The organism is Methanosarcina vacuolata Z-761 (assembly GCF_000969905.1).
Classification (GTDB): Archaea; Halobacteriota; Methanosarcinia; order Methanosarcinales; family Methanosarcinaceae; genus Methanosarcina; species Methanosarcina vacuolata.
In genome coordinates, this window is the sequence record NZ_CP009520.1 from 4,118,606 (window position 1) to 4,135,547 (window position 16,942).

A 16,942-nucleotide genomic window follows, 5' to 3' on the forward strand; every position below is an offset into this window, starting at 1 on the left:
TATGCAGTGCGAAATATGTGGTGCAGAGATCCGCGGAAAGCCTATATGCATTACAATTGATAACAGCGAGCTCCAGGTCTGCCAAAAATGTGCTCCTTACGGTAAACCCGTTGATAAGCGAACTCCCGTGTCAAGAAAAGTCTCTCCGGTGGTTCGAACAGTAACACGAACTGTAAATAGGCCAAAAAAGGATTTTTTCGATATCTTGAAAGACGAACTCCTGGACAACTATGATCAGATTATCCGGGACGCCAGAGAAGCAAAAGGCTGGTCACAGGAAGACCTGGCTGAAAATATCAAAGAAAAAGTATCTTTAATCAAAAAGATAGAACGCAGCGAAATAGTGCCAGAGGACTCCGTCCGGAAGAAACTCGAACACGCTCTTGACATCAAACTTACGGAACGTGTAGAGGGTTCAGGACAGGAAGTTTCTCACCTAAAGAAAGATATGACCCTCGGAGATATAGTGAAAATAAAAAGAAAGTAAATCTCAAAGCAGAGAAAAAGAAGTAAATCTCAAAGCAGAGTAAGATAAAGTATTTTAATTGCCGGTTCTATTCCGGCAACAACACCTGGTTTCTGGTAGTTTTCTCCTTCCGGGAACGACAGAGGGTTAAAGTTGAAGGCATCTCTTAATCCCTTTCCCCTCTGTTTTTACGTGCTTTATTACGGTTTCAGGTCTTTTTTGTTTTAAGCTTATTCTTTACTTTAAATCTAGTTTTTTAGTTGTTATTCTCTGAACCCCATGCTTCTTTCTTTACCTGTCTCTTCTTATTTGATTTCTATTTTCCGAAAAACCTTTAAATCTCAATTTCGATCTCATATACCTTTTCAGGATTTTCTTTATGAATAACCCAGAAAGGTTCTTCCCCATACGTTTCCATCAGTTTAATGGTTCTTCTTGGAACTGTTTTCGGGCCTAGTACTGCGCCTGGTCTGTCAGGGTCGTCAATATAATCGGTTTCCATCATGAACCGTGTACCTTCTTCAATCGCGTGTTCGATTGCCCCTTTTACCGAAATCACTCCTGGAAAAAGCCCAAGTTCCTCACAGGTTTTTACCAGAGGTGGAGAATAGTGTTTGACAACTTTGTACATTTTAATTCCTGTTTTTCTCGCCCTCTCTGCTATATCCTGAAGTTCAGGTTCTCCCACGCTTTCGGTATGAAGCTGGACCGCACAATCCTGTTCTTTCCCCAGGGAAAAAGCATACTCCATAACCTCATTCGAAGCTGTCCATACTTCTGCAGGCACAGGGTAATGAGGGCGCCCTGACTTTATCCCTACGGCAAGCCCCTTTTCAACATATCCTGAGGCAAGTTCAAGTCCTTTCTTCATGATCTCTGTAGCTTCCTGCAGTTCCAGATACTCGGTAAGCCTTGAGATTTCTGCAGGATGGACACCCAGTACAGGAAAAACTCCAACTCCCAGCTCCCTGATTTTTGACGCTATTTTTATAGTTTCGTCAAAAACCTGAATGTAGTCTTCAGGTTTGTTGACTGTTATTCCAAGCGACCAGCTAGGTTTGGTGACCAGAATTATATGAGTTCCTCCAGAGTTCTTGAAATCCTTTACTGCTTCGAGCCCCCTGGATCTGAAGTCGATATGCATGTGATTATCGGTAATAGGTATTTTTGCAGACATTTTCATCCCTCAAAGGTATGAAGTTACGGATAAGTCCGGAATAGTATTTTCTGAAAATCTGGATTCGATTTTTAGAAATGTGCGCAAGTATCTATGTATAGTGTCCAACTTTGCGTTAGAGATTGCTCGACATGTTAGAGATTGCTCAGCATACTATTAATTACCCAAAACTTGAAATATATAGCCTTACGTTGAGTACGCTGAAAGATTCAATTATTCTTACCGAACTTTGAAAAGTTCCCCTTTTTTAGCTTTTCAGTCGCTACGGTTCTTTAAATACGAACCCTAAGATCTGGTGATAATTATGAGTAAAACCGCAGCAGTAATCAAAGGTGACGGGGTAGGCCCCGAGCTTGTAGATGCAATGCTTAAAGTAACAGAAGCCGCTGGCACAGACGTTGAATTTGTTATGTGCGAAGCAGGAGCCGGCTGGTGGGAAAAGCATGGAGGAAACTCCCTTATTCCGGATGAGACATGGGACATCCTTGACAGTTCAGACGCCTGTTTTAAAGGGCCGACAACCACACCCGGAGGGATAGGCTCTCCAAGAAGTGTGGCTGTATCTATAAGAAGTAAGTATAATCTATATGCAAATGTCAGACCAATAAAGACTTTCCCCAATTCAAGTGCTCCTCTTGGAGATGTGGAAATGATTTGTGTGCGCGAGGGCACAGAAGGCCTTTATATAGGAGAGGAAATCCAGCTTACAGATGATGTTGCAATTGCAATTCGTAAAATCACACGCACAGCATCCAACAAGATTGCCAGCTATGCTTTCGAGGAAGCAAAGAGAAGAGGCTATGACGCTGTTGTGCCCATCCATAAGAGCAATATTCTGAAACTGACATGCGGCTCTTTCTTAGAAGAGGTAGAAAAAGTTGGGCAGAATTATCCAGGTATCGAGATCTGGCCTTATCACATAGACAACATTGCCCAGCAACTGATAAAGAACCCGCAGATATTCAATAAAAAGGTTCTTCTTTCTACAAACCTCTTTATGGACGTAATAAGTGAGGAATGCTCAGCCCTGGTAGGCAGTATTGGGCTGATCTACTCTGCCAATATCGGGGACTCTTTCGCAATGTTTGAACCTGCTCACGGGTCAGCTCCAAAGTATGCAGGCCAGGACAAGGTTAATCCTGTCGCAACCGTACTTGCAGGCGCATGGATGCTTGATTACCTTGGCGAAAAGGAAAAATCCGAAGCGATATTTACAGCTACAAAACGCGTAATTTCCGAAGGTAAGTATGTAACTTACGATCTCGGAGGCAATGCAAAACTCAGTCAGATGGCTAATGAGATTGCAAAGTATACGGCAGAAATTCTCAAATAAGAAAATAATGAAGGAAATACCTTTTCATTCCTTCACTTTTTTTTATCAGAATCGGTTATCTTTGCTTTATTTTTCAATTTTCCTCGACCTGTGCGTCCCGGATTGCAGATGGGCTGGTAAAGAAAATATTTTTCGACATAACCCAGAAGCTCTTCATCTGATATGCAGGAAACCCTCTCTTCATTATCATAGAGATTCTGGATTTCGTTCTGGATATTCAGAAGTCTGGGGTCGTCTTTTTCCACAATGGTTTCAATATCAAGAAGGTCATTTAAGGTCTCCTGAATTTTATAACGGATAACTTCCAGACCCGAAGAGTCACCTATAAGCAGGAGCCGCTTTCCTCCTACCAGTTCTGGAGGGTAAGGCTCATAGTTAAAGGGATTTTTAAGGACGCCTGCAGCATGTATTCCGGATTCGTGAGCGAAAATATTATTCCCGACCACGGCTTTGTTCCTGGGAACCCGCAGTCCCAATTCTTTTTCCATGAATCTTGCAAAGCGTGTAACTGGTTCAAGGTTATATTTTTCAAAACCTTCTACCCTATCTCTCAGGAAAAGCAGGATTTTTTCCATCTCGCTATTTCCTGCACGTTCTCCTATACCCAGGAAAGTTACGCTTGTCCAGTTAGCTCCGTGCCAGTAACCTGCAATGGAACTTGCTGACCCGAACCCGTAATCGTCATGAATATGGGTTTCTATATTTTTTACCCCGATTTCTTCTTTGAGGTGCTGCACAATTTTCGGGATTCCATAAGGCTCATCGACACTAACGAAGGGCATCCCGTATCCGACAGTATCACAGACCCGGATAATACAGTCAGGGTCGATTTCGATAATATTTTCAACTAGCGGGAAAACAAAGCCATAATTGTCTGCTCTTGTCATATCTTCGAGGTGAGCCCGTGTACGAAGTCCGTGGTCGACTGCATACTGAAGGGCATCCAGATATTTCTCTTCGGCTTCTTCCCTGCCTGAGAGTTTCATCTTGGAAAAAATATGCGTATCCGACACAGACATCAGGATTCCTGTTTCTTTTAGCCCATCAACTTCGAGAATTTTGTCTATATCGGCTCTTGAAGCTCTTGCCCAGCCTGTGATTTCGGGAAACTCATACCCTATATCAAGCATTAGATCTACAGCATCTCTATCCCTCTTATTGAATACGAAGGCCTCAAGTTTTTCGATTCCTATCTCGTGCAGATACTCATAGATTTGGAGCTTGTGTTCTCTGCTAAGGACGATTCCCGGCATCTGGGAACCATCACGGATAGTGCTGTCACTTATGTACACGTCATTTCCATAGGGCAGCTTTAGTTTGGGCAGATCTTCATATGATTCGTAAACTTTCATCACTTTTCCTCCTTTATTCAGGTGGCAGGGCCCTGTATTGATAGAGCGGGATTTCACTGCAAAGATCTTCCTGTGAAAAAGATATATTTCAGGTATACAGGTCAGAAAATAAGTTGCATTTAACCTAAGAACCCTAATTCTTGTTTAAAAAACACTCTTTTGGGGGAGCACTTACTACTGTTCTTCAAAACAGCATCTTACATTCTATGTCAAGATTTATATTATGCCGAGTTTAGATTATGTGAGATTCAATACTTAAGTATATGTCGTTATAATTAAAATTTTTTTCTTTTAAAATATTCAATATGTTTTCATATTCATGTATTTATTTAATCTATAGTGCCTATACTATTTTAACTTACCAGGGGTGATAGGAGACACTGCTTCTTATTCCTTTTGAAAAATTCCCGGAGATTTCCCGAAAAAAAAGCTGATTAGCATTGATGTATAAGGTTCGTCTAAAGCTTTTCTTGCAGAAGTTTTATCTGTTTTTTTAGAGCCTCATGAAAGTTTACTTTCCTATCCTGCCCTTCTTACCGGTAATAAGGTATATCTACAACAAGTTATATTTATATTCGAGCTGATCTGAAAAATCTGACTTAATTATAAATCTGATTTAGCTATAAACTTGATTTAATTATGTTTGTGTATATATGTAATTGGCTTTGAACAATGCATATTTTCCAGTTTTCCAGCTCTGATTAATAAGTCGGTTAGTAAATAAAATTAAGAATTATATAAGTATATATTTAATTACGTTTTGTATATTTGCTTTACTTTATCCCGAGGTAAACATGTCCGAAATAATAAGCGTTAGCGGCGGTCCGACAAAACCTGAAATCATTGCTGTGTCCCTTTCCAAACTCGGGCTGCGGGACGGAGATCGGTTTGCAGATGTAGGCTGCGGTACGGGATCGATATCGATTGAAGCCACAAAACTTGCCCGGAACCTCACTATCTATGCGATAGATGCCCGAAAAGAGGCTCTGAGAGCCACTGAAATGAATTTCAAAAATTTCAATATAAAAAATGCCCGGATTTTAGCTGGCGAGGCCTCGGATCTACTGAGTTCGGAAAGTTTTACTGATACTATTGACTGTGCTTTTGTCGGCGGGACAAAAAATATTGGTTCTGTGCTTGAGACCCTTGTTAAGAAAAAAGCTAGAAGTATTGTGGTAAACGCAGTCCGAATAGAAACAGTTGTCAGGACAATTGAGGCAATGAAAAAACTTGGAATTTTTGATGAAGTAGTCCATATTTCGGTTTCGAGAAGTGCACCAATTGCCGGCGAAACAATGTTTAAACCTGAAAACCCGGTATACATCATTGTTGGAAAAAAGCAAAACTGAAAATTGTCTTATAATTTAAGTCTTCTTTACATTTATTTTTATAATTTATGGAGCGAGAGCATGTTAATCGGAGTAGGACTTGGTCCCGGAGACCCTGAACTTTTAACCCTCAAAGCAGTGAATGTTTTGAAAAACAGCGATAAGGTATATGTGCCAGGCCGCCTGGCAAAAGATCTTGTGGCTCCTTACGCAGATGCCGAAATCCTTGAGTTTCCCATGATAAGGGATATTGAGGTCCTTAATTCTCTCTGGAAAGAAAATGCTGACAGGATAGCAGAAGAGGCAAGAGAAGGCAATGTAGCTTTCGGGCTTATAGGCGACCCAAACTTTTTCTCTACGTTTTCCCATCTCAAAAAAGTAATGCGCAAGCACTATCCAGATGTAGAACTTGCAACCATACCTGGCATAAGTTCGATCACGTCCTTTGCCGCCAGGACCGATGTTGCGGTTGAGAGCTCTTTTGAGGTCAGCGACGGTTCTGAAATAGGATATATGATTCACCTGAAGGCTACGAAACCGAAATCCATAGTTAAACAGCTTGAAACTGAAGGATATACGGAGTTTATCTTTGCAGAAAAACTCTTTTCGGACAACGAGCTCATAATCCGGAAGAAAGAAGAAATTCCGGAGAAGGGAAACTACTTCAGCATCATTTACGGAAAGAAATGAAAGTGAATGACGTAATATTCAAACTTACATGAATTCGTGCAACTTACATAAATTCGCGTAACTTACATAATTTTGAAATGAAACACGAAAGCAAAGGGAATGGTCAGATGGAAAGGAAAGTATATTTTGTGGGAGCAGGCCCGGGAAACCCGAAACTCATTACCGTACTTGGGCGTGAAATGCTTGAAAAAGCCGACCTTGTGATGTATGCTGGCTCTCTGGTAAACCCTGAGGTTCTTAATTACACGCAGGGAGAAACAGTGGATAGTTATGGATTAACCCTCGAAGAAACCACTAAAATAATTGCGGACGCTGTAGATGCAGGGAAATTCGTTGTTCGCCTTCACAGCGGAGATCCATCTCTTTATGGTTCTGTCATAGAGCAGATGGAAGAGCTCAGGAAACACGATATAGAAGTCGAAAGAGTTGCAGGGGTTTCCTCGATTTTTGCAAGCTCTGCGGCTCTTGGCACACAGTTGACTCTTAACGGCGTTTCAGATACTCTAATTATTACCCGTCCTGCCGGAAAAACCCTGGAAAAAGACCTTATCCCCGAGCTTTCTGCCTACAATACTACTATGGCAATCTTCCTTGGCACGCAAAAAATAAGGGAAATTATGGAAAAAGTCCGCTGCCCGAAGGATACGCCTGTTGCAGTAGTGTTTCACGCGTCCTGGGAGGACGAAGAAATCATCACCGGAACTGTGGAAGATATCGCAGACAAGGTGAAGGATGCAGGGATTAAACGTTCAGCAATGATAATTATCGGTGGGGTTGTTGACCCTAAAAATTACAGGAGGTCCTACCTATACGGAGTAGCCCAGGAACCGTTGTAATCACTTTTGAACGAAATAGAGAGATTGCAGCAAGGATAGCAGAACACCTGAACGCAGACCTGCTTCTTTACGAGAAGGGAATATTCGAAAAGGCTTTTAAAAGCTATGGGGCAATAATTGCGGTTTTTGCCACAGGCATTGTGGTAAGAGACATTGCACCACTTCTCGATAATAAATGGTATGATCCTGCAGTGGTCGTAGTTGATTCAAACCTGAATTTCGCAATCCCACTGCTGGGGGGGCACCACGGCGCAAATGAAATTGCCCGCAAGATTTCTGAACTTGGAGCAGTTCCTGTGCTTACAACAGCGACCGAGGTTCACGGCAAACCTTCAGTAGAGGGTATTGCTGATAGGTTAGGCTGCGAAATCTTCAACAAAGAATCTACTGTAGCTGTAAACTGTGCTCTTCTTGAGACTGAAATAGAGGTCCTTAATGTTAAAGGGCCCCGAATTGTCGTCGTAGATGAAGATGTATCCGTACTGATAAGAAAACAGCATAAGAATGTAGAAATCAAAGACAACAATAAAGGTAAACAGTAATTGAGCTGTAAATTAATCTGCACTTAAGTAAATTAACCTGCCCAGGAACTCTTTAAGAATCAGAGACGATAATAAATGATTGTAGGAATAGGAACTCGCAGGGGCATTACGAAAGAAGAGGTCATTGAAGCCGTAAAACAGGCTCTCGATGAGTGCGGCCTGAGCCTGGGAGAAATTACATCTTTTGCTTCTGCGAAACTTAAGGAAAACGAACAAGGGCTTCTGGAAGCGGGAGAGACGCTTGGCATTCCGGTGGACTTTTTGCCGGATGAAGTGCTGAACAGCTATAGTCCTCCTTCAGCTTCCCAGGCTTCCCGATTTGGATTAAAAGGAGTTGCAGAACCTGCAGCTCTGGCACTTTCTGAAGAAAAACAATTGATTTGCAGGAAGAAAATCTATGGCAGAGTCACAATCGCAATCGCAAGATAAGGCAACGAAAGGAAAACTTTACATCGTAGGGATTGGCCCAGGATCTGTAGAACAGATGACGATCAGAGCCAGAGATGTAATCCTTAATGCCGATTATGTACTCGGAAACGGTACTTACCTGGATCAGATAGCAAGCCTCCTCGGAACCCAGGAAGTAATCCGCAGCTATATGGGTAAAGAGGTGGACAGGGCAAGAAAAGCGGTGGAGCTTGCAAAAGTTGCAACTGTTGCCATGATCAGCGGCGGCGATACCAACGTATACGGTATGGCAGGCATTGTGCTTGAAGTTGCTGAACATCAAGGGCTTGAAGTTGATATAGAGATTCTTCCTGGAGTCACGGCAATTTTAGCTGGGGCAAGTATGCTAGGCGCACCTGTTGTGACAGACTTTGCAGTTATCAGCCTCAGTGACCTTCTGACTCCATGGGATGTAATTGAAAAACGACTTAATCTTGCTGCAGAAGCCGATTTTGTAATGGCTCTCTACAACCCGAAAAGCCGTAAGAGACAATCCAACTTTTCAAGAGCTATAGAAATTATCCGTCAGTACAAGGCCGATTCCGTGCCTGTGGGACTTGTGAAGAACGCTCTGAGGGGAGATGGTGAAGACAGGATAGTAACCACTCTTGGAAAAGTTATGGAATACGAAGATTGGGTAGATATGAGCACCACGATCCTTATTGGAAACGGAGATTCCAGAATATGGAATTCTCAAAAGAAAGATTTCATAATTACTCCCAGGGGGTATCAGAAAAAGTATGACTACTGAAGAGAATGCTAATGAAAAGGTAGGGAACCTCGACAATCTTGAAGAACTTACCGAGCTTACGGTTGATGTGAACCCCGAACTTGTAAGCATTTGTAAGGACTCCGGGGCAAGAACCGAAGAAGCAAAAGCCATCTATATGAAAAGCCGGACAATGATCCAGGAACTCATCGGCAACAAAACTCCTGAAGACCGCTTCCGCCAGCGCTGCGTTATTGCTACCGGAGACCTTTCTGTGGCAGATATCATGCGTTTCATGCATGACCCCATACCTGCAGGAGTAGAAGCTATCAAAAAGGGTGCCCCGATTTTCGTGGATATCAATATGGTAAAAGCCGGAATTACAAAGACAGGACACAAATCTGAAATTATTTGCGTGCTTGATGAAGACCCTAATGCTGAAATTGCTAAAAGGTACGGAATTACGCGCACATCAGCCGGCTTCCTTGCTGCCAGGGAGCGGCTAGATGGGAGTATTATTGCAATCGGAAATGCACCTTCTGCCCTTATTATGGTCTGCAAACTTATCGAAAAGGGTGTGAGACCAGCCCTTATTATCGGGCTTCCGGTAGGTTTTGTAAATGCAGCTGAATCTAAGGAAATAGTCAGAAACCTGAAAGTTCCTGTACCCTCTATTAGTTGTGTCGGGACAAGAGGCGGAACCCCAATGGCAGTTGCATGCGTAAATGAGCTTGTTGCAATCGCAAGAGAAAGTGAAGACGCGAGAGAAAGTTAAAAACAACACTTTCTTTAGTTTTTTAATTTTTAATCCAATTTTTTGTTTTCAGTGTTTTTTCAGTTAATCGCCTGCTTTCCAATACCTTTTTTATATAAGTTAGGAATTACGCACTTGAAGCACAAAACAATAACATTAAACGCGTAACTTTCTAAAAGAGCGATTTTAGCTATTTGGCCTACTATGCTTGATTTTACAGCATACGTGCGTAATTCTTATAAGTTTCTCATTTTACCAATTCATATTTCAAATTCTAAAAATAATTTCGTATGTGTTTATGAACTTTTGCATTATTGTTATTATGACTGTGAAAAGTCAAGTTTTATGTTATATAAACTGGTATGAAATTTAAATTGGATTTATGTGTAAATTAAAACAAATAAACACATGGTCGGATAAAAATGAGGAAATTATGCACAGCATTACTTACTCTTGTAGTATTGATCTCAACGACTACGAGTGTAGAAGCTCTGGAATCTAAGACGATAGAAAGGCATAATGGCGCATCTGCATACGCAGAATGGTATGAGATAAACAACAATGCAACTACCTATACGTACTTATCTGTAACTGAAACCAATGATGGTACTGATATCTATGTATCAACCTATAAATATGGGCCAGATTATTGGTTCGAAAAGTCGGGATACATGTTTACAGAGAATGATGTCTTCAGTATAGATAAAAAACTCAACTCTGCAAGCCTGTCTGAGATTAATATTGATGTCAATAACTGGTATACGGGTGAAACCGAAACTATGGCTGTAAAAGCTACCTGGACTGGTATGGGAGATATATCAAAAGGATCTTCTTCATATAGTTCACAGAATGGAGATTATGTGTGGAAGAGTAGTGACAGTTCAACCTATAGAGGGGCTTCAGTCACAGGCAGTATAAATGGCATGGATCTTGGAGCAAGTTCCTATGCAAGTTTGTCTAACTTCAAGTCTACATATATGAGCATGGAAAAGTAAACGCATAACGAATATTCTTAAATGGTTAAATTATTTGGCTTTATAGAAGTTCTCAAATTCCTCATAAACACCTGCTGGAACTACTACTGGGTTTTATAATTCCATGTTAACTTTGATAATTCATTTAAAGAGAATTTCTATAAAACTATTTTTCAGTCTTATTTTTGCTGTCAACTATTTCATTATTTTATTTTTTCATACAAGAGGCTTTGCACAAAATGTCCGTATTTTCCCCGACTTTCTGTGCAGATGGGGGACTTTTTGTGCAAGATGCGAATCAAGGAAAAAATCAAGTTTAAAACATTTTAGAAATACTAAAATCAAGAGATATAAATAATACTGAAGATGTTTTTAAAAATATTTACATTATGTAAGTCCTCAGTTAGAAAATAGAAAGATTGGACGCAAAAACATATTATGAAATAAGAAGAGAAGAGTCTAAATCTTAGAAAAGGTAGTAATTAATATAATTTAAATGTGTTCTAATTTTCTCTTATATGGGGAGGATAGGGGGTACCCCTATCTCCTGTAGTCTTGCATTTTTTATTTCGGCCATTGCATTAGCTAGGTGTTTAGCTGCTTTACTGAGTTTTTTGCTAGATTCCTCAATGCACCAGAGTATTATTATGAGGAATCCTACTACTGTAAATACATCCATTTATTTAACCTATTCAATACTTTTCGATTTTAATGGCAGTGGGCACTGCCAAAAAAGTAAGATGTAAACTTATATAAAAAATATGCTAAATGTTTAGCCTCGTTTAATTATAATAAATGAAAAAATAATTATTAAAACAATTATTTTGAGTGAATATTTTAGAAAGGATTGATTTTTTAGTTATGTTTATATGGAAGTTTAATATTCTATTATATGCACCAAAAAGTGAAAAAAACTACTGGTTTCAGAGATATATTTTTCACCAAACCTTCAAATTATTAACATCGGCTATGAGCTGAGGCAGTACTTTTCGATTATGGGCAAATTTTCGGAGGTATAAGTGATGGAGATTTGTTGTAGTCTGAAACCAGTAGACAATTTTCTTTCATTTCTAAAAACAACAAGTAAAGTCTATTTTATATTTTACATACAAATATATTAAAAAATAATAATTGTGTATACAAAAAATTAACTTTAATCTTCCTTATAAAATTTTTCCACTCCTCCGTTCCCATTTTCTACAGGAACCTTTAACAGTAATGTACCTTTATCGTTCTGTTTTTGTCTAAATACTAGACTAGATCCATCATCAAGAAATAGAGTAATCTCATTTTCTCCATACTGGCCTTCAACTTCTTTCCACGTTCCCTTATAGTTTTCCAATCCTCCAGTGTGGTAAAAAGCGGTTCCATCAGATGCTAATGTTACGTATTCTTGATCTTCCCCACTACGAACGTATTTTGTTTCTTTTGATGCACAACCAGAGGTAAATATTATAAGAAATAGCAAAATAATTAACAGTTTTCTCATTGGGACACCAAGAAAGAGTACGAGGGGTTGAGATTTATTTATTGTGTTTGTAGATACTGTCATATATACGAGTGGCAGTTTAAAAAACTTAATAACTGACATAAAAACACATGCAACTAATTAAAAATAATACACAAGAGTATCTATATTGAAATAAACCGAAACACTATTAAATTGTAAACAATAATAACTGAAAATATAGGAGTTTTTACATTGAGTTCATCAAATAATTGCCTTGAAAACGTAATTTTAAGGTTTGATTTTAATGATAATATAATAATTCCAGAAGATGTCGTGTCTACTGTTGGAAAAGAGTTATCCAATGATTTTAGTAAATATGAACAATCGGAAAGGAATGATTGGAAAGTGGACATCCAATCAGGGCAATTGGTTACTGAACACAGAAAAATCAAAATATACACTTTTAAAAATGGTTTAGGGGACTCAATATTATTAGATACTAATGCTCTGACTTTTAATATTCTGAATTATAGCAGCTATAGTGAATTTATTTCACATGTAAAACGAACTATTTCTTTGTTACAAGTAGGCAATGAAGAACTAAAGAGATTAGGACTCAGATACATAAATCATATCAAATTAAAAGAGGGTAGCCCTTTTGAATGGGAGGGGTATATTGCACCACCCTTAATTCAGAATATTGATTTCTTAGATGATACAGATCGTAATAGTTTATCTCGAAATATGGGACAAATGCTCTTTAATAAATATGATCCAGATCGTTACTTGAATTTTATATATGGGATGCCTAATAGCGAATTCCCAAACAAAATTGCAAAACGCGAGTTCGTTTTAGATTATGATTGTTATACTGAAAGTAATATCAATATAAATGAAGCATATGCATATATTACAAGTTTCCACGATGAAATAAAAAGAATGTTTGTCAAAAGTATAGGTGACAAACTAAGAACGAAAATAGGTGAAGATAAATTATGTATGATATAAACGATCCTTTTTCAATACGTGGAGTTTCCAAGACAGAGAGTAAACTATCGAATTCTTCTGTAATTGATTTAGAGAAAGAGTCCACCAAAAGTAAAAATGATTATAGGGCATTTTTCGAGAAAGAAACATTCGAAAAGTATATAGAAACTTATCCTAAGGCAGAAGTAAGAAAGAGGGTATTATGCCGTGTACAAATCCCAGATTAATACAATGTATAGAAGGCACAATCCCTTAGATAGAGTGTATCAAGGAGATATATTACAAAATCTATCTATGAAATCACTTGAGTATATCGATGGAGAATACGATATAATAAGTATAGATCTTCCTTATGCTGTTGTAATGACGCAGGATTGTGATTTAGAGTGGGATTATAATACTAGAACAAGTGTGAAAACCCATGACAAATATTTGCCTACAATTTTAATATGTCCAGCATATTTAGCCCAGTTGTTAAAAGACGGCACACATTTAAAAAATATAGGGCAAATAATGAATAAATGGAATTCTGATCAATTCAAAGGCATCAAAAAACAAAATAATGACAGGTTCCATTATTTAGAAGAACATACTAATTTGCAAGTTGCAGAGCTTGTAATTGATTTTAAACATTATTATACAATTCCCCGAAATGCGTTATATCAAGTATATACTGAAAAATATCTAGCTAGTTTAAATCAATTATATAGAGAGTATTTATCCCAGAGATTCTTTAATTATCTTAGTAGAATCGGGCTCCCAGATATATCAAATTGCGAATCAGATGAAGTAGCTGAATTAACGGGATCAAAATAAAACTAAGTAGTTTTTACCTTCAAACTTGCATTTTAAATCAATGTGATTCATTTATTTTTCCTCTTTTAGCTCAATCTAACAAGCTTCAGCATGGTTCTATTGTTGATATCAAAGTTTATACAGAAATTACTGTTTTCTCTGATTTTCCATGAAGAAACTCAGGCTCAATCCCATTCTCATACATCTCATGAATAACAACAGTCAAATTCATTGGTCATCGGTTAAGGAATTTTCTTGCCTGAAAGCTATCGATTTTGCATTAGAAGCCGGACTTAAATTTTGGCCTATTTACATGAAATCGATACACTGCTCCAGTTCATAATTTATTAAAATATTCTACTGGTGTTGAGGAAATTGACGCAATTTATCACGATTCTTCACTTAACCGAAGGCGCATGAATTTCTTTTGTTTATGAGCTTGTCCTGAAACCTGGCTGCCAAATATTGGCACGCCATTTAATTTCAGCCACTGATTTTTAGAAAATTGATTAAAGCGCCAATTGTTAGATACCTTGGTCATAAAATTCATATGGATTTTCAAAGTTGTGATGTTTGGAGTTCAATTGGGTGTGAAATTATTGGTTAGAATCCAAAACCTCGAAGCTCAATTAGTCACTTACAGAATGAAATATCAAGAACTAATTTTGAGTTTTGGGATCAGCCCGAATTATTGCTTCAAGGAGGTATGTAATGAGAAAACTGTACATAATGTGTTTTACACTCATAGTCTTGCTTTCAACATCTATGAGCGTACAGGCAATGGAATCTAAAACAATAGAAAGGCAAAGCGGCTCATCCGCATATGCAAACTGGTATGAGACAAACGGCGACGTAACTACCTGTACATATCTGTCCTTAACTGAAACCAAAGATGGTACTGATATATACTTATCAACTTACACATATGGGCCAGATTATTGGTTCGAAAAGTCGGGATACATGTTTACAGAGGATGATGTCTTCAGTATAGATAAAAAACTCAACTCTGCAAGCCTATCTGATATTGAGCTTGAAGTCACTGACTGGAATACAGGTGAAACAGATACTGTAACCGTCGGAGCCGACTGGACTGGTACAGGAGAAATTTCAACCGGGACCTCGACCTCAAAATCAACAACTGGCGACTACGTGTGGAGAAGCAGCGAAAATTCAAAATACAGGGGAGCTTCGGCCACAGGCAGTATAAACGGCCTGGATCTTGGGATAAGTACTGACGCAAGTATGTCTAACTTCAAGTCTGCCTATATGAGTATGGAGAAATAAGCGTATTATAACAATTTTTGAAGGATTTCAAAAGCCCCAGAGGTAAAGAAGTAGCCTGATGCACAGGTATTTCGATTCAATAGATTAAACCTCAGGGCCTGACAAATCCTTCATATTTCCCCTTTTAAGGAAATATTAATTTGGCTTATTAATTTAAGTTAAGTTTACGACTCTCCTAATCCAGTTTAAATTCTGCGTCTTCAGGACATATGCCATCATATTCTTGCGCCTATGACCTAATTCTCCGAATCTGGATTCAAACAAACCATTGAAAATGGTTCTGATAGATCATATAAAGCCCGAAGAGTACCAGTACTGTTCCAGCTCCCTTTTTGAAGACCGCATCCCACTTAGAAATAAGCCGGATTTTTGAAGAGGAAAAGTGGGCTGAGTACGCGAGCAAGAGCATTGGTATAGCAAATCCAAGAGAATAAACTGAAAGGGTAAGGGCTCCTGTAATAGTATTTCCGTTTAAAGCTACCATGGTCAGGATCGAGCCTAGAATTGGTCCGACGCAAGGGATCCAGAGAACACCGAGGGAAAGGCCAAGCAAGAAGCCAGAAACAGGTCCTTCATCACCCATTTTCCCCAGAAGGGGAAACTTTGAAAATGCATTGAATAGGCTTATGTCAAAGAGTAGTGCAAAGCCCAATAAGAGAATAAGGACCTCTGCGAGAATTTTCAGTTGATCGGTATACGCGCTGAATACTGCCCCAAAGGCAGATGTTGCCACTCCCATTATGGTGAAGGATATTGAGACTCCAAGCACTATTGCAAGAGGCCTCAATTTGTTTTTTCCTGCGGATGTTGCCAGGACAGCAGGCAGAAGGGGAAGGATGCAAGGAGACAGGACACTGATAATTCCTGCTCCAAATGCAGCCACGGGGGAAATAACTTCATAATACATGGTTACAATTTCTTTTTTTAGTTTATTTACGATAGTGTTTATCCGGAACTATGGATTTTACCATAAGTTTGAACTTCTAACTTAATGAGTTTAGAAATTAGTTCTATATATTAAGTTTATTTTTATTATTATTTGCTTTTCCCCTCTTTGAGAAGAGCAAGGTTTATACGATTTTCATACACCTCTTTTTCCATTTGCCCTTGAATTCTAGCCTGGAATCTATCCTTAGTGACTGTCCCATTCTCTTGCATATAAACATAGTCCCCGTCTTCAATACCCACGACCAAAGATGTGTCAGGGACGTATCCGATTTCAAAATAAGAGTTAAGATCAGGGCTCTCGGTTATATCTATAGATGCAATAGTGGCTTTCCCACTGTATTCTGTTGCCAGTTCCTTCAGCATGGGTTTCATGGCCTGGCATGGTCCGCAGTGTTTAGATCCTATTTTTACAAGAACAGGCCCCTGCTCAAGGGATGCATTTATCTGTTCAAGGGAGGTCACTTCAAGAACACTAGTTCCTTCCTGGGCTTCCTGAGAAGTTGTGTTCTGTCCAGACTCGTTTGTTTTGACAACGCCATTTTCTCCCTGGATTTCCTGAGAAGTTGCATTCTGTTCAGATTCGTTTGCTCCGACAATGCTATTATTCTCCTCAATTGCCTGGGTATCTGTGGAATTTTCCTTGCTGTCATCAGTACAACCCGCAGTAAAGATTACAGCTGCAAGCATGATCAATAAGACAAATAATTTCTTCATGTTCTCAACGTTAATTTTTTATTTTATATTATTTTACATATTATTTAGCAATTATGTTGTATGGTAATAATTTCCTCTTTTCAAAAATAACCTTCATTTTAATATAGCCTACATTTTCTACTGGTTGTGAAATTCGAATTATGAAGTAGAATTATC

The 16,942-nt window shown here is 38.9% G+C and carries 20 protein-coding genes; 14 read left to right on the forward strand and 6 right to left on the reverse strand.

The window, feature by feature from the left end; all coding sequences use genetic code 11:
- Window position 1 precedes the first annotated feature (1 nt).
- The gene (locus MSVAZ_RS16920; RefSeq protein ID WP_048122880.1) at window positions 2-487 is read left to right on the forward strand and encodes a multiprotein bridging factor aMBF1; all 486 of its coding nucleotides are present in this window, start codon (window positions 2-4) and stop codon (window positions 485-487) included.
- A 313-nt stretch (window positions 488-800) separates the two neighbouring features.
- Here the strand turns inward: MSVAZ_RS16920 and MSVAZ_RS16925 are convergent, their stop codons facing one another.
- Window positions 801-1,643 carry a TatD family hydrolase gene (locus MSVAZ_RS16925; protein WP_048122882.1) on the reverse strand — a complete coding sequence of 281 codons (843 nt, stop codon included), beginning with the start codon at window positions 1,641-1,643 and terminating at the stop codon, window positions 801-803.
- Window positions 1,644-1,947: 304 nt separating this feature from the next.
- Here MSVAZ_RS16925 and MSVAZ_RS16930 point away from each other — a divergent pair, with 304 nt between their 5' ends.
- A complete protein-coding gene (locus MSVAZ_RS16930; RefSeq protein WP_048122884.1) occupies window positions 1,948-2,976 on the forward strand; it encodes an isocitrate/isopropylmalate dehydrogenase family protein in 1,029 nt (342 codons plus the stop codon).
- Window positions 2,977-3,008: 32 nt separating this feature from the next.
- On the opposite strand, the gene MSVAZ_RS16935 is transcribed toward MSVAZ_RS16930, so the two are convergent.
- Window positions 3,009-4,328: a homocitrate synthase/isopropylmalate synthase family protein gene (locus tag MSVAZ_RS16935; protein ID WP_048124280.1), complete on the reverse strand. Its 1,320-nt coding sequence runs from the start codon at window positions 4,326-4,328 to the stop codon at window positions 3,009-3,011.
- Between the two features lie 794 nt (window positions 4,329-5,122).
- Here MSVAZ_RS16935 and cbiT point away from each other — a divergent pair.
- From cbiT to MSVAZ_RS16975, 8 genes are all read left to right on the forward strand, one after another.
- Window positions 5,123-5,677, forward strand: coding sequence for a precorrin-6Y C5,15-methyltransferase (decarboxylating) subunit CbiT (gene cbiT, locus MSVAZ_RS16940; RefSeq protein ID WP_048122886.1), 555 nt, complete (start codon window positions 5,123-5,125; stop codon window positions 5,675-5,677).
- A 60-nt stretch (window positions 5,678-5,737) separates the two neighbouring features.
- The gene (locus tag MSVAZ_RS16945; protein ID WP_048122887.1) at window positions 5,738-6,346 is read left to right on the forward strand and encodes a cobalt-factor II C(20)-methyltransferase; all 609 of its coding nucleotides are present in this window, start codon (window positions 5,738-5,740) and stop codon (window positions 6,344-6,346) included.
- Window positions 6,347-6,453: 107 nt separating this feature from the next.
- Window positions 6,454-7,182 (forward strand): cobalt-precorrin-4/precorrin-4 C(11)-methyltransferase, encoded by a 729-nt coding sequence (locus MSVAZ_RS16950; protein ID WP_048122889.1) that lies wholly within the window; start codon window positions 6,454-6,456, stop codon window positions 7,180-7,182.
- Between the two features lie 80 nt (window positions 7,183-7,262).
- Window positions 7,263-7,724 (forward strand): cobalamin biosynthesis protein CbiG, encoded by a 462-nt coding sequence (locus MSVAZ_RS16955; RefSeq protein WP_269746833.1) that lies wholly within the window; start codon window positions 7,263-7,265, stop codon window positions 7,722-7,724.
- Between the two features lie 75 nt (window positions 7,725-7,799).
- Entirely contained in the window at window positions 7,800-8,153 is a 354-nt protein-coding gene (locus MSVAZ_RS16960) for a cobalamin biosynthesis protein (protein WP_048122893.1), read from the forward strand.
- Complete coding sequence (gene cobJ / locus MSVAZ_RS16965) at window positions 8,122-8,922, forward strand: precorrin-3B C(17)-methyltransferase (RefSeq protein WP_048122896.1); 801 nt, start codon at window positions 8,122-8,124, stop codon at window positions 8,920-8,922. Before MSVAZ_RS16960 ends, cobJ begins: the two co-directional genes overlap by 32 nt.
- Window positions 8,912-9,655, forward strand: a complete 744-nt coding sequence (locus tag MSVAZ_RS16970; RefSeq protein ID WP_048122898.1) for a precorrin-8X methylmutase — start codon at window positions 8,912-8,914, stop codon at window positions 9,653-9,655. Before cobJ ends, MSVAZ_RS16970 begins: the two co-directional genes overlap by 11 nt.
- Before the next feature lie 401 nt (window positions 9,656-10,056).
- Window positions 10,057-10,629: a hypothetical protein gene (locus tag MSVAZ_RS16975; RefSeq protein WP_048122901.1), complete on the forward strand. Its 573-nt coding sequence runs from the start codon at window positions 10,057-10,059 to the stop codon at window positions 10,627-10,629.
- A 493-nt stretch (window positions 10,630-11,122) separates the two neighbouring features.
- On the opposite strand, the gene MSVAZ_RS20645 is transcribed toward MSVAZ_RS16975, so the two are convergent.
- Complete coding sequence (locus MSVAZ_RS20645; protein ID WP_157206125.1) at window positions 11,123-11,287, reverse strand: hypothetical protein; 165 nt, start codon at window positions 11,285-11,287, stop codon at window positions 11,123-11,125.
- A gap of 474 nt (window positions 11,288-11,761) precedes the next feature.
- Window positions 11,762-12,160, reverse strand: coding sequence for a hypothetical protein (locus MSVAZ_RS16980; RefSeq protein WP_157206126.1), 399 nt, complete (start codon window positions 12,158-12,160; stop codon window positions 11,762-11,764).
- 150 nt (window positions 12,161-12,310) lie between these two features.
- On the opposite strand from MSVAZ_RS16980, the gene MSVAZ_RS16985 reads away from it, so the two are divergent.
- The 4 genes from MSVAZ_RS16985 to MSVAZ_RS17000 all read left to right on the forward strand — a co-directional run bounded on the left by MSVAZ_RS16985 (window position 12,311) and on the right by MSVAZ_RS17000 (window position 15,124).
- Complete coding sequence (locus MSVAZ_RS16985) at window positions 12,311-13,066, forward strand: TIGR04255 family protein (protein ID WP_048122904.1); 756 nt, start codon at window positions 12,311-12,313, stop codon at window positions 13,064-13,066.
- Entirely contained in the window at window positions 13,054-13,272 is a 219-nt protein-coding gene (locus MSVAZ_RS16990) for a hypothetical protein (protein WP_048122906.1), read from the forward strand. The genes MSVAZ_RS16985 and MSVAZ_RS16990 overlap by 13 nt, the downstream gene beginning before the upstream one ends.
- A 67-nt stretch (window positions 13,273-13,339) precedes the next feature.
- A complete protein-coding gene (locus tag MSVAZ_RS16995; protein ID WP_048122908.1) occupies window positions 13,340-13,861 on the forward strand; it encodes a hypothetical protein in 522 nt (173 codons plus the stop codon).
- 690 nt (window positions 13,862-14,551) lie between these two features.
- Window positions 14,552-15,124 carry a hypothetical protein gene (locus tag MSVAZ_RS17000; RefSeq protein ID WP_048122911.1) on the forward strand — a complete coding sequence of 191 codons (573 nt, stop codon included), beginning with the start codon at window positions 14,552-14,554 and terminating at the stop codon, window positions 15,122-15,124.
- A 256-nt stretch (window positions 15,125-15,380) separates the two neighbouring features.
- Here MSVAZ_RS17000 and MSVAZ_RS17005 read toward each other — a convergent pair whose 3' ends face one another.
- Together MSVAZ_RS17005 and MSVAZ_RS17010 are read right to left on the reverse strand one after the other, a co-directional pair.
- Window positions 15,381-16,031 (reverse strand): cytochrome c biogenesis CcdA family protein, encoded by a 651-nt coding sequence (locus MSVAZ_RS17005; RefSeq protein ID WP_048122913.1) that lies wholly within the window; start codon window positions 16,029-16,031, stop codon window positions 15,381-15,383.
- A 128-nt stretch (window positions 16,032-16,159) separates the two neighbouring features.
- Window positions 16,160-16,786 carry a thioredoxin family protein gene (locus MSVAZ_RS17010; RefSeq protein WP_052728026.1) on the reverse strand — a complete coding sequence of 209 codons (627 nt, stop codon included), beginning with the start codon at window positions 16,784-16,786 and terminating at the stop codon, window positions 16,160-16,162.
- Between the last annotated feature and the right edge of the window lie 156 nt (window positions 16,787-16,942).

Excerpts from the sequence above, each read along its gene's own strand:
- MSVAZ_RS16920 (WP_048122880.1), top strand. The coding sequence starts at position 2 with ATGCAGTGCGAAATATGTGGTGCAGAGATCCGCGGAAAGCCTATATGC.
- MSVAZ_RS16925 (WP_048122882.1), bottom strand. The coding sequence starts at position 1,643 with ATGTCTGCAAAAATACCTATTACCGATAATCACATGCATATCGACTTC.
- MSVAZ_RS16930 (WP_048122884.1), top strand. The coding sequence starts at position 1,948 with ATGAGTAAAACCGCAGCAGTAATCAAAGGTGACGGGGTAGGCCCCGAG.
- MSVAZ_RS16935 (WP_048124280.1), bottom strand. The coding sequence starts at position 4,328 with ATGAAAGTTTACGAATCATATGAAGATCTGCCCAAACTAAAGCTGCCC.
- cbiT (WP_048122886.1), top strand. The coding sequence starts at position 5,123 with ATGTCCGAAATAATAAGCGTTAGCGGCGGTCCGACAAAACCTGAAATC.
- MSVAZ_RS16945 (WP_048122887.1), top strand. The coding sequence starts at position 5,738 with ATGTTAATCGGAGTAGGACTTGGTCCCGGAGACCCTGAACTTTTAACC.
- MSVAZ_RS16950 (WP_048122889.1), top strand. The coding sequence starts at position 6,454 with ATGGAAAGGAAAGTATATTTTGTGGGAGCAGGCCCGGGAAACCCGAAA.
- MSVAZ_RS16960 (WP_048122893.1), top strand. The coding sequence starts at position 7,800 with ATGATTGTAGGAATAGGAACTCGCAGGGGCATTACGAAAGAAGAGGTC.
- cobJ (WP_048122896.1), top strand. The coding sequence starts at position 8,122 with ATGGCAGAGTCACAATCGCAATCGCAAGATAAGGCAACGAAAGGAAAA.
- MSVAZ_RS16970 (WP_048122898.1), top strand. The coding sequence starts at position 8,912 with ATGACTACTGAAGAGAATGCTAATGAAAAGGTAGGGAACCTCGACAAT.
- MSVAZ_RS16975 (WP_048122901.1), top strand. The coding sequence starts at position 10,057 with ATGAGGAAATTATGCACAGCATTACTTACTCTTGTAGTATTGATCTCA.
- MSVAZ_RS20645 (WP_157206125.1), bottom strand. The coding sequence starts at position 11,287 with ATGGATGTATTTACAGTAGTAGGATTCCTCATAATAATACTCTGGTGC.
- MSVAZ_RS16980 (WP_157206126.1), bottom strand. The coding sequence starts at position 12,160 with ATGACAGTATCTACAAACACAATAAATAAATCTCAACCCCTCGTACTC.
- MSVAZ_RS16990 (WP_048122906.1), top strand. The coding sequence starts at position 13,054 with ATGTATGATATAAACGATCCTTTTTCAATACGTGGAGTTTCCAAGACA.
- MSVAZ_RS16995 (WP_048122908.1), top strand. The coding sequence starts at position 13,340 with ATGAAATCACTTGAGTATATCGATGGAGAATACGATATAATAAGTATA.
- MSVAZ_RS17000 (WP_048122911.1), top strand. The coding sequence starts at position 14,552 with ATGAGAAAACTGTACATAATGTGTTTTACACTCATAGTCTTGCTTTCA.
- MSVAZ_RS17005 (WP_048122913.1), bottom strand. The coding sequence starts at position 16,031 with ATGTATTATGAAGTTATTTCCCCCGTGGCTGCATTTGGAGCAGGAATT.
- MSVAZ_RS17010 (WP_052728026.1), bottom strand. The coding sequence starts at position 16,786 with ATGAAGAAATTATTTGTCTTATTGATCATGCTTGCAGCTGTAATCTTT.